This is a genomic window from Methanomassiliicoccales archaeon LGM-RCC1 (assembly GCA_030168575.1).
Taxonomy (GTDB): Archaea; Thermoplasmatota; Thermoplasmata; order Methanomassiliicoccales; family Methanomethylophilaceae; genus Methanoprimaticola.
Genome location: CP115555.1, coordinates 1,551,399 through 1,569,021, shown reverse-complemented (window position 1 = coordinate 1,569,021; position 17,623 = coordinate 1,551,399). Strand labels below are relative to the sequence as shown.

At 53.4% G+C, this 17,623-nt stretch carries 17 protein-coding genes; 8 read left to right on the top strand and 9 right to left on the bottom strand.

Annotated elements, in window-relative coordinates:
- The first annotated feature begins 103 nt into the window (after positions 1-103).
- Complete coding sequence (locus PED39_07975; GenBank protein WII07520.1) at positions 104-1,270, top strand: hypothetical protein; 1,167 nt, start codon at positions 104-106, stop codon at positions 1,268-1,270.
- A gap of 163 nt (positions 1,271-1,433) precedes the next feature.
- On the opposite strand, the gene PED39_07970 is transcribed toward PED39_07975, so the two are convergent.
- The 6 genes from PED39_07970 to PED39_07945 form a co-directional block, all read right to left on the bottom strand.
- Entirely contained in the window at positions 1,434-1,625 is a 192-nt protein-coding gene (locus PED39_07970) for a hypothetical protein (GenBank protein WII07519.1), read from the bottom strand.
- Positions 1,622-3,784 carry a ferrous iron transport protein B gene (feoB, locus tag PED39_07965; protein WII07518.1) on the bottom strand — a complete coding sequence of 721 codons (2,163 nt, stop codon included), beginning with the start codon at positions 3,782-3,784 and terminating at the stop codon, positions 1,622-1,624. Before feoB ends, PED39_07970 begins: the two co-directional genes overlap by 4 nt.
- A 28-nt stretch (positions 3,785-3,812) precedes the next feature.
- The gene (locus PED39_07960; GenBank protein ID WII07517.1) at positions 3,813-4,034 is read right to left on the bottom strand and encodes a ferrous iron transport protein A; all 222 of its coding nucleotides are present in this window, start codon (positions 4,032-4,034) and stop codon (positions 3,813-3,815) included.
- Between the two features lie 9 nt (positions 4,035-4,043).
- Positions 4,044-4,322: a FeoA family protein gene (locus tag PED39_07955; GenBank protein WII07516.1), complete on the bottom strand. Its 279-nt coding sequence runs from the start codon at positions 4,320-4,322 to the stop codon at positions 4,044-4,046.
- 573 nt (positions 4,323-4,895) lie between these two features.
- Positions 4,896-5,336, bottom strand: coding sequence for a transposase (locus PED39_07950; GenBank protein WII07515.1), 441 nt, complete (start codon positions 5,334-5,336; stop codon positions 4,896-4,898).
- A gap of 9 nt (positions 5,337-5,345) precedes the next feature.
- On the bottom strand, positions 5,346-5,936 hold the full coding sequence (locus PED39_07945; GenBank protein ID WII07514.1) for a transposase: 591 nt from the start codon (positions 5,934-5,936) through the stop codon (positions 5,346-5,348).
- 293 nt (positions 5,937-6,229) lie between these two features.
- Here PED39_07945 and PED39_07940 point away from each other — a divergent pair, with 293 nt between their 5' ends.
- Positions 6,230-7,906 (top strand): formate--tetrahydrofolate ligase, encoded by a 1,677-nt coding sequence (locus PED39_07940; GenBank protein ID WII07513.1) that lies wholly within the window; start codon positions 6,230-6,232, stop codon positions 7,904-7,906.
- A 47-nt stretch (positions 7,907-7,953) separates the two neighbouring features.
- Here the strand turns inward: PED39_07940 and PED39_07935 are convergent, their stop codons facing one another.
- Positions 7,954-8,631, bottom strand: a complete 678-nt coding sequence (locus PED39_07935; protein ID WII07512.1) for a tetratricopeptide repeat protein — start codon at positions 8,629-8,631, stop codon at positions 7,954-7,956.
- Positions 8,632-8,802: 171 nt separating this feature from the next.
- Between PED39_07935 and PED39_07930 the strand changes: the two genes are divergently transcribed.
- The 4 genes from PED39_07930 to PED39_07915 are packed head-to-tail and all read left to right on the top strand — an operon-like array spanning position 8,803 to position 12,986.
- Entirely contained in the window at positions 8,803-10,212 is a 1,410-nt protein-coding gene (locus PED39_07930) for a tetratricopeptide repeat protein (GenBank protein WII07511.1), read from the top strand.
- A 19-nt stretch (positions 10,213-10,231) separates the two neighbouring features.
- A complete protein-coding gene (locus PED39_07925; GenBank protein WII07510.1) occupies positions 10,232-10,957 on the top strand; it encodes a tetratricopeptide repeat protein in 726 nt (241 codons plus the stop codon).
- The gene (locus PED39_07920) at positions 10,954-12,189 is read left to right on the top strand and encodes a phenylacetate--CoA ligase (protein ID WII07509.1); all 1,236 of its coding nucleotides are present in this window, start codon (positions 10,954-10,956) and stop codon (positions 12,187-12,189) included. Before PED39_07925 ends, PED39_07920 begins: the two co-directional genes overlap by 4 nt.
- 5 nt (positions 12,190-12,194) lie before the next feature.
- Positions 12,195-12,986 (top strand): inositol monophosphatase, encoded by a 792-nt coding sequence (locus tag PED39_07915; protein WII07508.1) that lies wholly within the window; start codon positions 12,195-12,197, stop codon positions 12,984-12,986.
- Here PED39_07915 and PED39_07910 read toward each other — a convergent pair.
- The gene (locus PED39_07910; protein WII07507.1) at positions 12,961-13,920 is read right to left on the bottom strand and encodes a replication factor C small subunit; all 960 of its coding nucleotides are present in this window, start codon (positions 13,918-13,920) and stop codon (positions 12,961-12,963) included. The genes PED39_07915 and PED39_07910 overlap by 26 nt on opposite strands.
- A gap of 111 nt (positions 13,921-14,031) precedes the next feature.
- On the opposite strand from PED39_07910, the gene PED39_07905 reads away from it, so the two are divergent.
- The gene (locus tag PED39_07905; GenBank protein ID WII07506.1) at positions 14,032-15,219 is read left to right on the top strand and encodes an AAA family ATPase; all 1,188 of its coding nucleotides are present in this window, start codon (positions 14,032-14,034) and stop codon (positions 15,217-15,219) included.
- Positions 15,209-16,129: a TIGR00269 family protein gene (locus tag PED39_07900; GenBank protein ID WII07505.1), complete on the top strand. Its 921-nt coding sequence runs from the start codon at positions 15,209-15,211 to the stop codon at positions 16,127-16,129. The genes PED39_07905 and PED39_07900 overlap by 11 nt, the downstream gene beginning before the upstream one ends.
- 8 nt (positions 16,130-16,137) lie before the next feature.
- On the opposite strand, the gene cysS is transcribed toward PED39_07900, so the two are convergent.
- Positions 16,138-17,607 (bottom strand): cysteine--tRNA ligase, encoded by a 1,470-nt coding sequence (cysS, locus tag PED39_07895; GenBank protein ID WII07504.1) that lies wholly within the window; start codon positions 17,605-17,607, stop codon positions 16,138-16,140.
- Between the last annotated feature and the right edge of the window lie 16 nt (positions 17,608-17,623).

Sequence of the window (17,623 nt, the reverse complement as noted above, 5' to 3'; positions counted from 1 at the left end):
GCCCGCACCCTCAATATTGATGGAATGCAGGGTACTTTAGACTCTGGAAGTAAAATGCTGTGAACGATAAACCTTTATTTTCTAAGACAAGGATACAAAGGCTATGAAGACAGCCACTGTACTGGGAGCAGCCCTGGCGGTCGTCGTCCTCTGTCTCATCGGATCATATTTCGTGATGGAGAACAACAACAGCGATTCGCAGGACTTTCTCGGAGAATGGACCCTAGAGCACATCGCCACGGGAAAATACGTGGACGATGAGCCATGTTACGAGGTCGTCGAGATATTCGATCTCGAGATGAAGATCACAGATCGCAAGGATGGATTCTACAACATTCAGATCGGAGACGAGAAGGCTGTGTGTGCACTGGACGGTGACATCCTGACATTCAGCATGTTCAACGCAGACGTCCTTAGGGGGTTCGCCAAGGCGGACGGGGATTGGATCAAAGTGTCCACCGTGGACTACAGCACCAGAAGTGTTACCGTGCTCGACTTCGTCCGCAAGGGTGTGGATGCGGGCAACGGCGCTCCAACCGTGAAGAGCGATATGCCTGCAGACGGAACGATCCTCGACGCATTCCAGGCATATAGGATCGATTCGGACAGCACTACAGACATCATGTCCAACGAATACTCCTTCGAGATGCTGGAGAACCACGGTGATGTGGCGTTCTACATATCTCATTCCGAGGACCCCTATATCGATTTCAGGTTTGTATCGATAAAGATCGATGAAGGACAATGGTTCTCGATGGCGATCTTCAACGATGATATCCTAATGGACAACATATATCTGAGCAACGGCAACATCTACTCCTTCTCTCAGGAGGAGCTGGTTGATGAGAACCGTGTTTGGTACGTCGCATACGGGGACGCAGCGAAGCATCAGACGATCCCTGCTAAATTGGCTGGACTGTCTTTCGAAGGAAAGGAGAAGGCGATGCTGTTCGACTGCGAACCGAATCTAATTAGGGAATTCAGCAACGACATCACCCTTACGATAGATGCGCAGAGCGATGACATCATCCTCATCTCCACCGATTACGGAGGAGAGAATTTCCACGGTACTGCCCAGTGGGCGTCTTTCGTAGCCAAGTCCGACGGCGGATACATGTTCTTCATCCAGTCGCAGTTCTTCTATGAGGGGAAGCACTACTTCGGTTATTACAGTGGAACCATCGACAGCAATCTGAAGAAAGTGTCGTTCAACGGTGTCGCCGACTGCGATTATGGTAAGTATTATATCGTGGTCAGCCAGAGCTACTGATCGTCAACCATACCAGCCCCTGCATGTGCAGGGGCTAAATTATTTTCAATTCCGATTTCTCCCGATAGTTGGGGATCATTGCCGATATTTTCCGCGGATCTATCGGCAATATTGAATATGATAATAACAAAGAAAGTAAGGGGCTTGCGCCCCGTTTCTGGTTTCAGTTCTTCTTGCAGCAATCGCAGTCTTCGATCTCCACGTTCGGAGATTTGCACGTAGCGGAGCGAGGGCATCCAGAACAGTTACAGCCGCAGCTGTTTCTGCCTTTGCGATAGTTGTTCCAAAGCACCAGTATGGCACCGATCACCATGAGTGATATGACTGCAATCACTATGAGGTCGCCCGAGCTCATGCTGTCGTTTTCTCCGTGTATTTGCAGAACGGTTTCAACGGGTCCTTCGCCACCAGGAAGTAGGCGATGATCATGAAACCTAAGACTGCGAACAGATATGAATACCAGGCTACGTCGCTCAGACCGCCAATCATGGCCGCATAGATCACATAGACTATGGTCGACACGAAGTACGCCAGTATGCACTGGTAGGCGAATGCGAAGCCGGTCGCCTTCCATGTTCCCAATTCCCTGTGGATCGCACCTATGGCTGCGAAGCAGGGTGCACAGAACATGTTGAATGTGAAGAACGACAGGATCATCGCCCCAGCGGCGGTTCCGGCTGTGCTCTGGGCCATCGAAACCAATGCATCAGATATGTCTGGCATGGAATCGGTAGTTATGAGCTGCTCCAAGGTTCCTATGAGGTCCTCCTTGGCGATGAGTCCGGTGATGGACGCTGCGGGAAGCTCCCAGTTGTCGCCCCATCCGAGCGGGATGAAGATGTAGCTCAATATGCCTCCTATGGTTGCCAATATGGATTCGTCCATATCCTCGACCATCTGAAGGCTCCAGTCGAAAGTTCTGAGGAACCAGACAAGGACCATCGCAAGAAGGATGATCGTCGCCGCCTTCTTGACGAAGGCCCAGGACCTGTCGAAGACCGTCTTGGCGCTGCTGTATAGTCCAGGTGCGTGGTATGGCGGCAGCTCCATGATGAACGGGGATGGTTTTCCAGCCATTCCCTTGAACTTCTTGATTATAATTCCAGAGATGATCACGAGGACGATTCCCATGACGTATGCGAACACAGCGACCCAGACGCTTCCTGCCAATGCTCCAGCGATAGCCGAAATGACCGGCAGTTTCGCACCGCAGGGCATGAATGTACAGGTCATCGCAGTGATACGGCGGTCGGACTCGCTCTCTATGGTCCTTGTGGACATGACTCCGGGCACTCCGCATCCTGTGCTGACGAGCAGGGGTATGAACGACTTTCCGGAGAGGTTGAAGTATCTGAATACGCGGTCCATGACGAATGCGACACGGGCCATGTAACCTACCTCCTCGAGAATGACCAGACCGATGAACAGGACGACCAACTGGGGAAGGAATCCGATTACGGCGCCCACACCAGATAGGATACCCTCACACAATAGGCCGGTGAGAGCCTCGTTGACACCGTTTTCGATGCACCATTGTTCAACACCGGGAATGATCTCCTCGCCGATGAAGTCATTGAGCCATCCGGTCGCCCATGCTCCAGGGGACGTCCCCAGAGGTCCGTCGTACATCGCGAGGAAGTAAACGAGTGCTATGATGCCCACGAATATAGGCAGACCGAGGATCCTGTTGGTAACTATCCTGTCGATGCGGTCTGACAATGTTCCCTTCTCATCCCTGGGGGCCTTGGAGCATGCATCTCCGACGATCTCTCCGATCTTCTCGTACCTACTGTCGGCTATGATGGAGTCGGCATCGTCGTCGAACTCCTTCTCCAGCGCCTCGATGGCATCCGATATGGATTCTCTCGCACCGGGAACGTCTTCCATGACGGCATTGTCGCCCTCGATCAGTTTGAAAGCATAGAATCTGATGCTCTGATCGGGGACCTTTCCCTTCAGTGCCGATTCTGCAGCGACTTCAACCTTCTCTATGGAATCGCTGTACTTCACGAAGGAGACTTTATCCTTCTTCTCCGCTGCTTCCTCGATCTTGCTGACCAGCGTGTCGATGTTCCTCTTCTCCTTTGCGGAGATGGGGACCACGGGGACGCCCAATCCAGCGGAAAGCTTCTCGATATCTATCTTGTCCCCGAGCTTCTCAATCTCATCCATCATGTTCAGCGCCACGACGACGGGTTTACCCATGTCGATAATCTGGAGTGTGAGGAAGAGGTTCCTCTCCAGGTTCGTGGCATCGACGATATTGATGATCGCATCGGGGTCATCGTTCACTATGAAATTCCTAGACACTATCTCCTCGGGGGAATAGGGCGACAGTGAGTAGATGCCGGGAAGATCTACGAGCTCCGAATCCGTGCCCTTGATCTTACCGACCTTTTTATCTATCGTTACGCCAGGCCAGTTACCTACACGCTGCGACGCCCCGGTCAATGCGTTGAACAGGGTCGTTTTGCCGCAGTTAGGGTCCCCAGCCAAAGCTATTGTAAAACTCATTTCAATCCCTCCTGATAATGATGATCAGTCACTCGACTTCAATCATCTCAGCGTATTCCTTTCTGAGACTCAGCTCGTATCCGCGGACGGTGATCTCTACTGGATCCCCCAGCGGTGCGACCTTACGTACATAGATCTCGACACCTTTCGTGATGCCCATATCCATGATGTGTCTCTTCAGGCCTCCTTCCCCATTGATCTTCTTCACCTTGACGGTGGATCCAATGGAGACTTCCTTCAAATTCGTCATGCTATCAGCTCATTGGGTGATGTGGATCTTCTGTCCCATTACCTTGTCAAGTGCGACCCTGGAGCCTCTGACATCCAAGATCAGACCGGTATTGTTGTTGCAGACAGCCTTCACCACAGTACCCTGCACAAATCCGAGCCCAGCGAGGAACTTCCTGACTTCGTCGTTGCCTGATATCTTCAGGACCGTGCCTGATTCTCCTTCTTTGAGGAATGAAACGGGCAGCGACGGACCGACGCTTTTGGAAACTGCACCCGGAGGGATGTGCATACTGTTCGCTAGACTCATAATTAGGACAACCTAAATTATCTATTTATAATTTGGCAAGACTAAAATTAATTCGCAAAATCGAAAAATTAAGCATCCAGATAGTTGGATGTATGGGAACAAAACATTCAATAGATATTGGCCGGGGATCCTTCGACCCCCGGCCAGAGGTTACTAATTATGGCCACATCCCATCCCTCGGGCTAAGCATTGGTTACATCCTACAGAGGTTATGCCCTTGTTCAGGTTTCTGCTGCCGTAAGAGGTTTCCCTCATTAAAAGTGGCCTCTTGCGATTACATCCTCTGGTTGTGAGAAAAAGCTTTCGCTGATGCGAAGGTTTTTCGAACTACGATCGTAAACCTTCCGTAGATGAGTCTTCAGAATGCCATTTTCCCTACCCCGCGGTCATTGCCGCACAACGATGTCGACCTTGGTCCTGTCCGAACTGCCTAAGTTTGATGAACGCGGTCTATGCCTGCAAAACCTCTTCGCGGTCACGTCGGACGGACCTCCCGATTCCCTCATCTCAGGACAGAATACGATCTGTCCTCATTGGACTGGCTCCGGTACCCGGAGCCTAAATCGAGCTTCATCAAGATTGCATCATGGGGTGGAACTTGTAAGGTTGCTTCTTAGTCAGCATCGCCCAGATGATGGAGGTGAGCTTCCTCATCGCCGCCGTTACGGCTTTCCAATGTGGCATGGATTCTGCTTTCTTCCTAAAGAATTGCGAAAGATCGCTGTCCTTGCACCACATGTTCTGCTGTATTACGACATTGGCCAGATACTTCCTGACCAGCGGATCGCCTTCCTTGGTGATCACGCCCACCTTCTGCTTCTTGTGAGCGGACTCCTTGTGAGGAACGGCCAGACCGAAGAAGGATACCAATTTCTCCGGGGTCTCGAATCTGTAGATGCCGTCGATGGCAGTCACGACCGTGACTGCTGTCAAAGCCGAAACACCCTTGATGGTCATCAGCAGTCTGGCATCCTCGGATTTCCTTGCATATCTCTTGATTTCCTCATTGGCCACATTCACTTGCTAGATAGCAGAACACATCATATTCACCATCGCTGAAAGCGCAGGATCCTTCATATCCAGAAGATACTGGCTGTACCCCTGTCCTTTGACATCCTTGTATCTCGGATGTTCCGGGATGTTGTGAAGGCTCATATATTCAAGAATGCGGAGATACATCTCGTCCCTGATGTTCGCACATTCGTTATGGATCCTAACGAGACCCTTCATCCTCATCACATCGTCTTTCGACAGATGCGCACGCCTGATGAACTTCCTTCCTGACCAGATGTCCTTGCAAACAAGCGCCAGCTTGTATGCGTCAATGCGATCGGTCTTGAAATTGCAATTGGCAATTTCCTGCATCGAACCGTGTCCAGTATGTGCTACATCGACCGCGTACCCCCTATCCCAAAGATAATGGAACACGAAATGGGCTCTTCCGAGGTTCTCAAAAACGATACGACAATCCTCAGGAGGATACTGCTCGATGAATTCATCGAGTCCTTTCTCAGAAGTTTCTGCGTCGATAATCTCTCCGACGACCTTCTCATTCTCATCCAAAACACAAGCTGTGAAGATGCGTTTATGTACATCAATTCCTATGAATTTCATGGCCTCTTGCCTCTTTGTTTTACTTCACTTCAAACGAAGCAAGAGGCCACTTTTAATGAAATCGTTTGAGGTCATTGCCGGCCCCCCGACCGGCAATGTTGGTGTAAGGTGTTTGATCCCAAAGGACCATCATAAGGCCGCAATCGCTCGCAGTCTTTGATGTAGCTCATGGCTCAGTGCTTGATTTTAGGAATGACTAAATTCTATTTAAATTTTTAGGAATACCAAAATTTACTTACTAATTTTGCCTTGTTAAGCGTATCCTTATTAGCGCAAAAGAACTGCCATCACTCATGCAAGCAGATATCGATATCGCATATGATGCGAAACCGAAACCAATCAAGGAAATCGCGGCTAAGATCGGACTCTCAGAGGACGACATCAGCCCTTATGGAAAGTACATCGCAAAGGTACCCATCGAGAACCTTGAGAGGCTCAAGGACAAAAAGGACGGAAAGCTCGTCATGGTGACCGCTATCACACCCACTCCCGCCGGAGAGGGAAAGACTGTCACTTCCATCGGACTCATGGAGGGTCTCGGTGCACTGGGCAAGAACGTCGTCGGAGCGCTCAGGGAGCCTTCCCTCGGACCTACATTCGGAATCAAGGGTGGAGCAACAGGAGGAGGATACGCTCAGGTCTACCCCATGTGGGATATCGATCTCCACTTCACAGGAGACATCCACGCGGTCGCAGCGGCTCACAACCTGCTGTCCGCAATCGTAGACAACGAGCTCGTCAGGGACAACCCCCTGCAGATCGATCCTGCACGTGTCGTGTGGAGGAAGACCGTGGACATGAATGTCCGTGAGCTCAGGAACATCGTCACAGGTCTCGGAAAAGACAAGATCAAGGGAGGAGTCCCCCACGAGTCCGGTTACATCATCACATCCGCCTCGGAAATCGCTGCCATCCTGTGTCTGGCCAAGGACCGTGCAGACCTCAGGGCGAGACTCGAGAGGATCGTCGTTGCATACACATACGACAACAAGCCCGTCACTGTCAAGGATCTGAAGTGCGTCGGAGCCATGATGGTCCTTCTGAAGGATGCCATCAACCCCAACCTCGTCCAGACACTCGAGGGACAGCCCGTGTTCGTTCACGGATTCCCCTTCGCGAACATCGCTCACGGAAACAATTCCATCATCGCCACCAGGACTGCGTTGAAGCTTGCCGACTATGTCATAACGGAATCTGGTTTCGCTTCCGATCTGGGAGGAGAGAAGTTCATGGATATCGTGTGCAGGGAGTCCGGCCTAAGGCCCTCATGCGTCGTCATCGTCGCTACCGTCAAGGCACTCATGACACACGGAGGAGGAGTGCTCGAGGACGAGTCCACACTCACAATCGAGGCCCTCGAGAAAGGAATGTGCAACCTCGACAAGCACATCGAGAACATGAGCTCCTACGGAGTGCCCGTGGTCGTTGGAATCAACCACTTCGTACAGGACACCCAGGAACAGATGGACTACATCCGCGACCACTGCAAGAAGATGGGCGTCGCCGTCGCATTCAACGACGGATTCATCAAGGGAGGAGAGGGAGCCAAGGAACTGGCCCAGACAGTTGTTGACACGATCGAGAACTCCAAGACCGACTTCAAGTTCCTGTATGAGCTCGACCAGCCCATCAAGGACAAGATCGAGATCATCGCCAAGAAGATCTACGGAGCGGACGGAGTCACATACGACCCGCTGGTCGACAAGAGGATCGAGGGATACGAGAAGGACGGATTCGGAAAGCTGCCCATCTGTATCGCGAAGACACAAGCATCACTGTCCGACGTGTCCACCCTGAAGGGAGTCCCGAAGGGATGGAAGCTCCACGTAAGGGAGATCAACATCTCCGCAGGAGCGGGATTCATCGTCCCCGAGTGCGGAACATTGACTCTGATGCCCGGTCTGCCCAAGGTCCCCGCCGCCATGAGGATGGATCTTCAGGACGACGGAAGGATCGTAGGTCTCAAGTGAATCAAAACCATTCAGAGGGGGGCAACCCCCTTCACCTTTTTTGAAAATCAGAATCTGGCGGCATTCCTGTTGCTGTCCGCCATATCGTACCAGCGGTCTGCTTCGTCATCGTCATGAGGGACGTCGTCCCCAGTACGATACATGTTGCCGAGGAGCACCTGCGCCCCCTGATGACCGTTGATCGCAGCCGTCATAAGCCATTTGACGGCCAACGGTGCATCCTTCTGGACTCCGGCACCTGTCTTGTAGAACTGTCCAAGGATGAACTGTGCCTCCACGTGACCGTGCTCTGCAGCCTGCTTCATCCAGTGTGCAGATACCTCAAGGTCTCTGGGGATTCCCTCATCCTTGAAATGGAGGAGCCCCAGCTCATACTCGGCGCGCACATCGCCTTTGCCCGCTGCCATCAGGAAATACTCCTTGGCCTTCTCCAGGTCCTTCTCAACATGCAGTCCGTTGAGGTAGATCATCCCCAGATAGTAGTTGGAACTGGGATGGCCTCCGTCTGACCCTTTCTCGAACCATATGCGGGCCGATTCGTAGTCTTTGGTGACACCTTGTCCTCTGGCGTACATGAGTCCGAGGTAGTAATTGGCCTCCGTGCTGCCCTTCTTCGACTCGCGCATCAGTATGTTGTATGCGTCGAGATAATCCGAATCGGTGCCGTTGCGGATGATGAACTTCGCCCTCTCGAGAGGCTCCATCACATCCGTGTCGGAGAACATATTGCTGAAATGTTCCTCCTTCGATATAAGCGATTGGCCACTAGTTCCGGAATACTTACTAGCTTTGAGTCATCCTCAGTACTTGTCGTAATCGTGATATATCGCGCGTTACTAACCAGTAGCAGGTAAGTTCACATGGCTTCCGAACAGTCCCTAAAAGTACGGGCCCTCATGGACCGTCATTCAGACTCCTTCGACCTATCCAAGGCAGCCTCGGCCGCATCTTCTGCTTCATCCGATGCGGATGCAGGATACCTGTTCGCTCTCTTCCAGTATCTTGGAGAGGGCGGGGTCACCCAGGATAAGGAATCGGCCAAGAAGAGATTCATCGACGCAGCGGCAGCGGGATCCAAAGAGTCCGAGATCGTCGCCAAGGAATTCGAGAGGAATCCTCCAGAGGTCATGGATAGTCTTCTGGCGAAGAGGTTCCTGGGAGAGCAAAGGGACACAGTAGCATCCGAGGAACTCTTCAGGATGTATGACAAAGGGGACGACAAGGTCAAGAAGAGTCATGCGGAGGCCGTCAGATTCTACACCGCCTGCGCTGAGCAGGGGGATTCCGAGGCACAGGCCAAGATCGGATTCATGTATCTGATGGGAAAGGGGATCCCGAAGGACAAGGATCTCGCCCTGAAATGGCTCACCAAGGCAGCTGATGCTGGCGACGGCACCGCCATGTACCGTATCGGTCAGATGTACGACCAGGGATTGTGCAACACAGAGCCTGACGAGAAGAAGGCATTGGAATGGTACGAGAAGTCGGCTGAGGCGGGAAACAAGGATGCTCAGTTCGCCTGCGGTTGCATGTACATCGTCCCCAAGAAGAAGTACACCGATGTCAGGAAGGCGGCCGTCATGTTCGAGAAGGCCGCGGAACAGGGTCACGCCGAGGCCCAATACCAGATCGGGATGTCCTATGCATACGGTCAGGGAGTCGACAGGGACCCTTCCCAGGCCGTGAAATGGTTGGAGAAGTCTTGCGAGAACGGATACCAGCAGGGAATGGTGGACTTCGCGAACATGTGCTTCGAGGGACAGCTGATCCCCAAGAGTTACGAGAAGGCGGCACATTGGTTCACAGAGGCCGCAAACAGGTGCAACGGATACGCGCAGTATGCGTTGGCATGCATGTACGGCAATGGTTACTATTACGAGCAGAGCGACGAGATGGCTCTGAAATGGTTCAAAGAAGCGGCGGAGATGGGCGAGGTCAACTCGCAGTACTGTCTCGGATGCTTCTACTACGAGGGAAGAGGAACGGAGAGGAACCTCGACGAGGCCGCCATATGGTACACGGAGGCCGCCGAGAAAGGACACCCCGCTGCTATGGCGTTCCTAGGGATGTTCAAGGTCACCGGCTCGGGTGTCAAGCAGGATGTCCAAGAGGGACTGGAGCTGCTGGAGGCTTCTGCTGAGAGCGGCTACTACGAGGCTCAGTTCTATCTCGGAAAGATCTACTACGAGGGCAAGTACGTGAAGAAGAACGACATCCGTGCGAAGAAGTACCTCAACCTTGCGGCCAAGCAGGGCGATCCGGATGCCGCTGCTCTTCTGAATCTCATCAAATCCAAGAGAAGGTGATTCCACGGGATTCGAGGATGTGCTCAGGGCCGCCCAGGACGGAGATCCTGATGCACAGGTCGCCATGGGCTATCTCTTCTACAAGGGCGATGGAGTCGTCCAAGACCGCAGGGAGGCAGCCAGATGGTTCGGTCTGGCAGCCGATCAGGATCATGCCGAGGCCATCTGCAACCTCGGTCATATGCGTGCCCACGGAATCGGTATGAGACTCGATCTGGAGAAGGCCATGGATCTCTACAAGAGAGCTGCGGACCTCGGCGATGCCAGAGCGATGTTCAATCTAGGATTCATGTACTCAGACGTCGAAGGCATCCAGCAGGATTGGGAGCAGGCGTACTTCTGGTATTCCAAATCGGCCGAGGCGGGCAATGTGCTCGCATTGTACAGGATGGGCGTCATGAACGAGGAGGGCAGGGGCATACCCGTCGACTATGACAAAGCGATGGATTGCTACAGCAGATGCCTCGATGCAGGCTACCCCAAAGCAGGCTACCGTCTGGGCCTGATGTACCTGGAGGGCAGGGGAGTCCAGGATAATGCGGATAAGGCCTCCAAGCTGATGATAAAGGCGGCAGACCTGGGTTCAGAGGATGCCATGTGCGAGCTTGGGAAAATGCATATTTCAGGTCACGGAATGACACACAGTTTAACTAATGCAAAGAAGTGGTTAACCAAGGCAGCGAACCGCGGCTCACAGGAAGCCACGGAATTGCTGGAGAAGATCAACAGCGGTGAGATAAGATGAGGATGAACGAGTATCAGAAGGAGATGATCTTCAACGAGCTGTCGACCATCAAGGCCCACAGCAAGTTCTATGCCCAGAAGTACAAGGACATAGACGTCGAATCCATAAGGACGCAGGAGGACTTCGAGAAGCTCCCCTTCACCGACAAGGCAGATCTCCGTGAGGCATATCCGCTGGGCCTCGCCGCTGTGCCGGAGAAGGACATCGTCAGGATCCATTCCTCTTCGGGAACCACAGGCACTCCGGTGGTCATCCCTTACACGAAGAAGGATGTGGAGGATTGGGCCATCATCTTCGAGCGCTGCTACGTCATGGCAGGCGTCACCAACAAGGACCGCATCCACATCACTCCCGGATACGGTCTGTGGACCGCCGGAATAGGATTCCAGGCGGGATGCGAGAGACTCGGCGCGATGGCCATACCGATGGGCCCGGGCAATACCGAGAAGCAGCTCCGCATGATGGAGGATCTCCGTTCCACCGTTCTGTGCGCCACATCATCATACGCACTTCTCCTTTCAGAGGAGATCAAGAAGCGCGGCATCAGGGACAAGCTTTGCTTGAAGAAGGGAATCATCGGTTCCGAGCGTTGGGGAGACAAGATGCGCCAGAGCATCGCCCAGGAATTGGGTGTCGACTTCTATGATATCTACGGGCTCACGGAGATCTACGGCCCCGGAATCGGAATCAGCTGCGATTACCGCAACGGTATCCACATGTGGGATGACTACATCTATTTCGAGATCATCGATCCGAAGACCGGCAAGAACCTCCCTGACGGGGAGGTAGGTGAGCTGGTCATCACCACACTGAAGAAGGAGGGAGCACCCCTCATCAGGTACAGGACGCATGACCTCACAAGGATCATCCCAGGAGACTGCCCATGCGGATCCAGGTTCCCCAGGATAGACATCATCATCGGACGCACGGACGATATGATCAAGGTCAAAGGGGTCAACATGTTCCCTGCTCAGTTCGAGGAGGTGCTGGCGACCATGAAGGACGCGACCAGCGAGTATCAGATCATGATAGATCACCTCGAGGGAAGGGATATGATCACCGTCTACTTCGAGACCAAGGCCACGGGTGAGGAACGCGAGGCTGCGGAGAAGGAGCTGGTCGAGAAGGTCAAGGCCAAGATCAACGTCACCGTTGTGCCGAAGGCCGTGGACATAGGATATCTGCCTAGAAGCGAGAAGAAGACAAACCGTATCTTCGACAACCGTTACTGATTATCATGACTGGCGAACTCAAGGTATTGACGGATGCCATAAGGAAGGCATCGGAGATAGTCCTCAACGGCGACCGTTCAGCGAAGGACAAATCCACCGTTATCGGCATGTACGATGTCGTCACAGGTTCGGATATACTGGCGGAGCAGTCCATCATCAAAGACATAACCGCAGCGTTCCCCGAGGATACGATCATCTCCGAGGAGACCAATCCAGACAAGGAGCTTTCCGAACGCTGCTGGACTATCGACCCCATAGGCGGGACCATGAACTACAGCAGAGGGATACCATTCTTCGGCATCCAGGGCTGCTTCATGGAGAACGGAGAGGCGAAGGCCTCAGCGATCTACCTTCCGGTGTTCGATGAGATGTTCACCGCAGACGAGAACGGCGCATATCTGAACGGCGAGAGGATCCACACATGCGAGCCCAGACCGTTGAAGCAGTGCCTCGTCTCCACAGGGGATTTCAGCAGGCGCTCCCAGGAATTCAGGGATGCCCAGGCGGCGATCTTCCACGACTGTTACTCCGACATCGCCAGATTCAAGGTGTTCGGAGCATCATCCGTGGATTACACCTATCTCGCAGCCGGGAGGATAGACGTCCACGTTAGGTTCCTCAACAAGATATGGGATTTCAAACCTGGGATGCACATAGCGGAGAAGGCCGGTGCCGTCTACGATCACGGATTGGCAGATGAGCACGGCATCCTGGTGATGTGTTCCTCGCAAGAGGTATTGGAAGAGGCCGTAGGGACGCTTGTCCCGAAGTTCATCTCGATTTTCCGCCGAGCATGACCAGGTAGGCCAGCAGGGCTTCGAGCTGAATCCTTTCGTTGCTTCCTTCCACGATACGGAACTCTATCTCACCGGTCTTGTCCATGAACCTGACCTTCTCTGCATCCGTGATGCTCAGGTCGAAGAATGTAGAATGGATCTGCTTGATGATGTCCTGTCCGGAGAGTCCGAAGGTGATCATGATGTCGTCCAGCATGTCACGGGCCTTGATGAAGTTCCCGTCGAGCGCTGTCTCGATCATCTCCTTGACCGCCTGAGGGTTGGCCATTCCGGTCGTCTGGTAGATGACGTCGAGGTCGATCTTCTTTCCGAGGGATGCGGCCACCTGGAGCGAGTTGACGGCACGCCTCATGTCCCCTCTCGCCACGTGGATGAGCCCGGTCATCGCATCGTCGTCGATGTTCACGTTCTCGTTCTTCACGATCATCTCGAGGAACTCCTTCACATCATCCGATGTGAGGGGCTTGAACCTGAACACCGCGCACCTGGACTGGATAGGGTCGATGATCTTCGATGAATAGTTGCATGAGAGGATGAAACGGCAGATGCCTGAGAACTTCTCCATTGTCCTCCTGAGAGCGGCCTGTGCATCCGATGTGAGAGCATCGGCCTCATCCATGAAGATGATCTTGAATTCTGCTCCTCCGAGCGGAGCGGTCCTCGCGAACTCCTTGATCTTTCCGCGGACCACATCGATTCCCCTCTCGTCGGAGGCGTTGAGTTCGATGAAGTTGCCCTTCCACTCGTCCCCGAACATGGATTTGGCCAGTGCCAGAGAGCATGTCGTCTTCCCAGTTCCGGCAGGGCCGGTGAAAAGCAGATGGGGCATGTTCCTGGACTCGACATAGGCCTTGAGCCTCTCGGTCACATGCTTCTGTCCGACAACATCGTCCAGGTTCTTCGGCCTGTACTTCTCCGTCCAAATCTCATTCATCGGAATCATCTACCCATAGCAGAGCTTATAAAAGATTTTATTGGGCGAAGGTATGGCAGAGCCAATATCAAAGTGGGTTCCTAGCAGCAACAAACCATGGAAAGGTGCAAAATGTTCGAGAAATCCTCCACCATCATCAGGGATGCTTCCAAGTTCGATTATGACTACGTTCCAAAGAACCTGGTCAAAAGGGAGGGACAGATGCATGAGCTGGAGAAGCTATACCGCCCCTTCGTGGAATCCGGCCGTGCCTGCAACGCATTCCTGATGGGTACGGTGGGAACTGGTAAGACTGTCACCGCCAGGAAGTTCTGCCAGGAGATGACCGAGTACTGTAAGGGAAAGGGCATGCAGCTGGACACGATCTACATCAACTGCAGGAGCAACAACTCCGAGAACGCAGTCCTGCTGACGCTCATCCGCCATTTCGATCAAGGCCATCCGGACAGGGGATTCTCCAACGAGGAGCTGGCCCGCACACTCAAGGTCCACCTCCTGAAGAACAAGAGGCCCATAGTTCTTATCCTGGACGAGGTAGACATCCTTCTGAAGAAGGGCACCGTCGACCTGATCTATCAGATAACAAGGCTATCGGACGAGGTGGAGAAACCTGCGCCTGTGTCGCTGATCCTGATCTCACAGGAATCGATATTCCCGCTATTGGACGATGCCTCTGTATCCACATTCCGCCGTGCATCGACCGTCAAGTTCAACAAGTACGTCTACGACGAGCTCAGGCAGATCGCATCCGAGAGGGCCGATGAGGCACTGTATCCCGGTAAGATATCCGATGATGCTCTCGACCAGATAGCCGAGAGCTCAGAGGACTACGGCGACGCCAGAATGGTGATCGAATTGCTGGAGAAGGCTGCGGTCATAGCTGAGGATGATTCCCTCGGAGAGGTCACGGTGGAGAATGTCCGTGCCGCCAAGGCCCTGATCTACAGCGTCGTATCGGAATCGAAGATCAGCACACTGGACATCAATAGGAAGGTCGTTCTTCTGGCGGTCGCCCGTGCGATGAAGCAGAACGTATCCATCCCGATCACTGCCGCAGAGAAGACCTATGCCATCGTGTGCGAGGAATACGAGCTCACGGCCAGGAAGCACACCCAGTTTTGGATCTACATCCAGGACCTCGAGAAGGTCGGACTAGTTCGCACCAAGGTCTCTTCGGACGGAAAGAGCAGGACAACGCTGATCTCCTTGCCGGATATCCCTTCAAAGGCACTGGCGGCGAAGGTCGCTGAGATCATAGACTCCGAATCCGGAGGCCGCGGTGAATTCTATGAAATGTGACCAGTGCAACGCCGAGGCCGTGACTTTCATCAGATACAACGGCATGCATCTATGTGCCCAGGATTTCTCCAGATTCGTCGAGAAGAGAGTTAAGAGGGAGATCCGCAAGCAGATCAAGGTCTATCCCGGGGACAACATCGCCGTAGCGGTGTCCGGAGGGAAGGACAGCATGGTCACTCTCAAACTGATCTCCGATGTCTTCGGTCCCCGCAACAAGGTCACCGTGCACGCCATAGTCATCGATGAGGGCATAGATGGATATCGTCCTCCCAGCGTGGAGATCGTGAGGAAGTTCTGCGAAGGTACGGACATCCAATTCCATCTGCGTTCATTCTCGGAGCTGGGAGTCACAATGGATGCCATCGCGCCGCTGTCGAGGGACAGCAGCCCGTGCACTTACTGCGGGGTATTCCGCCGCAGGCTCATGAACGATGAGGCCAGGAAGATAGGGGCCAAGTATCTGGCGACAGGACATAATCTGGACGACATGGCTCAATCGATAATGATGAACTTCGTCAGAGGGGATGTCGAGAGGCTTGCCAGGATGGGTCCCCATGAGAGGGTGCAGCCCGGGCTCATTCCGAGATTCCTTCCGTTGAGATTGATCCCAGAGAAGGAGAGTCTCCTCTACGCTCTGGTCAACGACATAGAGTTCTGGGATGGCGAATGCCCATATTGGCAGGAGGCGCTGAGGAATCAGTACAGGAGCATCGTGGATGAGCTGGAGGACAGGTCTCCCGGATCCAGGCACAGCATAGTGTCCTCATATGATACGCTGCGTCCGATGCTCTACAAGGAGTACACTACATCGAATCTGCACATGTGCAAATGCGGAGAGCCTACCGTAGGTAGGAGATGCAAGTCATGCGACCTGCTGGCCGATGCCCAGAAGAAGATCGCAAAGCTCTGAATCCGATATCAGATCTTCTTCCACTTGGCCCCGTCCTTGGAATCCTCAAGGACCACGCCTGCATCCTTCAGCCTGTCACGGATCATGTCGGCCAGATCGTACATCTTGTTCTTCCTGAGCTCTGCACGGAGGTCGATGAGGATGTTCATAACATCGTCCAGGGTACCGTCGTCGGCACCGTCTTCCGCGGGGATGATGTTGAGGATACCGTTGAACTCGTCCAGGAGCTTCAGGTGCCTCTCGGCTGCCTTCTTGCTAAGGGTCTTCTCGTTCATGGCCTTGTTCAAGGCCCTCACCATCTGGAAGATGACCTCTATCGCCTGGCGTGTGTTGAAGTCATCGTCCATGGCATCCTTGAATCCCTGCCTGTAGGACTCGATGGAGTCGCAGCAGTCATCTGCCTCGGCATCTCCTTCGGGAGCTGTCTTGATGTAGGATTTGAGATCCTTGTAGCAGTTGATGATCCTGGAGTCCGCCGCTTTGGCCTCCTCCAGCATGTCCTCTCCGTAAAGAAGGGGACTCATGTAGTGGGTGTTGAGGAAGTAGAACCTGATGGTCTGCGGATCGTACTTGGCCGCGACATCCTTGACCGTGAAGAAGTTGCCAAGAGATTTGGACATCTTCTCCTCCTTGGTCATGCCGTGTCCCTTGACCTGGAGCATACCGTTGTGCATCCAATAGTTGGCCAGGGGTTTGCCCGTCACCGCTTCCGTCTGGAGGATCTCGTTCTCATGGTGGGGGAAGATAAGGTCGTTGCCTCCGCCGTGGATGTCGATCTGCTCGCCGAGATACCTGCCGATCATCGCAGAGCATTCGATATGCCATCCGGGCCTGCCCTTTCCCCAGGGGGAATCCCAGGAGCACTCTCCGGGCTTGGCAGCCTTCCATACGGCGAAATCCATGGGATTCTTCTTCTCCTCGTCCATCTGGACGCGTCCAGAGGACGACATGTCCTCGAGTTTGGATTTCACGAGCCTGCCATAGTCCTTGACCTTGTCGATTGAGAAGTACACGCTTCCGTCGCTGGTGACGTAGCCGAATCCGTTGTCGATGATCTTCTGGACCATCTCGATGATGTCTCCGATGCACTCGCTGGCCTTAGGATAGATGTCAGCCTTGTTGATTCCCAGCTTGGCTGCGTCCTCGAAGTACTTGTCGATGTATCTTGCCGACAGCTCCAAGGGATCAATCCCCTCCTTGGCCGCCCTGTTGATGATCTTGTCATCCACGTCGGTGAAGTTGGTGACGTGGGTGACCTGATAGCCCTGGTATCTGAGGTAGCGCACAACGGTGTCGAACACGATCATGCACCTCGCATGGCCCATGTGGATGTCGTCGTACACGGTGACTCCGCACACGTACATCTTGACCTTGCCCGGTTCTATCGTCTTGAACTCCTCTTTGGAGTTCGTTAGTGTGTTATGGATCATCAAAGACATCTGATCGATGTGGTATCCTGAAAGAGGTACATAACTCATTTGACGGTAGGAGATG

What these genes read in the sequence shown, in the direction of transcription:
- PED39_07975 (WII07520.1), top strand. Translation starts at nt 104, where the DNA reads ATGAAGACAGCCACTGTACTGGGAGCAGCCCTGGCGGTCGTCGTCCTC.
- PED39_07970 (WII07519.1), bottom strand. Translation starts at nt 1,625, where the DNA reads ATGAGCTCGGGCGACCTCATAGTGATTGCAGTCATATCACTCATGGTG.
- feoB (WII07518.1), bottom strand. Translation starts at nt 3,784, where the DNA reads ATGAGTTTTACAATAGCTTTGGCTGGGGACCCTAACTGCGGCAAAACG.
- PED39_07960 (WII07517.1), bottom strand. Translation starts at nt 4,034, where the DNA reads ATGACGAATTTGAAGGAAGTCTCCATTGGATCCACCGTCAAGGTGAAG.
- PED39_07955 (WII07516.1), bottom strand. Translation starts at nt 4,322, where the DNA reads ATGAGTCTAGCGAACAGTATGCACATCCCTCCGGGTGCAGTTTCCAAA.
- PED39_07945 (WII07514.1), bottom strand. Translation starts at nt 5,936, where the DNA reads ATGAAATTCATAGGAATTGATGTACATAAACGCATCTTCACAGCTTGT.
- PED39_07940 (WII07513.1), top strand. Translation starts at nt 6,230, where the DNA reads ATGCAAGCAGATATCGATATCGCATATGATGCGAAACCGAAACCAATC.
- PED39_07935 (WII07512.1), bottom strand. Translation starts at nt 8,631, where the DNA reads ATGTTCTCCGACACGGATGTGATGGAGCCTCTCGAGAGGGCGAAGTTC.
- PED39_07930 (WII07511.1), top strand. Translation starts at nt 8,803, where the DNA reads ATGGACCGTCATTCAGACTCCTTCGACCTATCCAAGGCAGCCTCGGCC.
- PED39_07920 (WII07509.1), top strand. Translation starts at nt 10,954, where the DNA reads ATGAGGATGAACGAGTATCAGAAGGAGATGATCTTCAACGAGCTGTCG.
- PED39_07915 (WII07508.1), top strand. Translation starts at nt 12,195, where the DNA reads ATGACTGGCGAACTCAAGGTATTGACGGATGCCATAAGGAAGGCATCG.
- PED39_07910 (WII07507.1), bottom strand. Translation starts at nt 13,920, where the DNA reads ATGAATGAGATTTGGACGGAGAAGTACAGGCCGAAGAACCTGGACGAT.
- PED39_07905 (WII07506.1), top strand. Translation starts at nt 14,032, where the DNA reads ATGTTCGAGAAATCCTCCACCATCATCAGGGATGCTTCCAAGTTCGAT.
- PED39_07900 (WII07505.1), top strand. Translation starts at nt 15,209, where the DNA reads ATGAAATGTGACCAGTGCAACGCCGAGGCCGTGACTTTCATCAGATAC.
- cysS (WII07504.1), bottom strand. Translation starts at nt 17,607, where the DNA reads ATGAGTTATGTACCTCTTTCAGGATACCACATCGATCAGATGTCTTTG.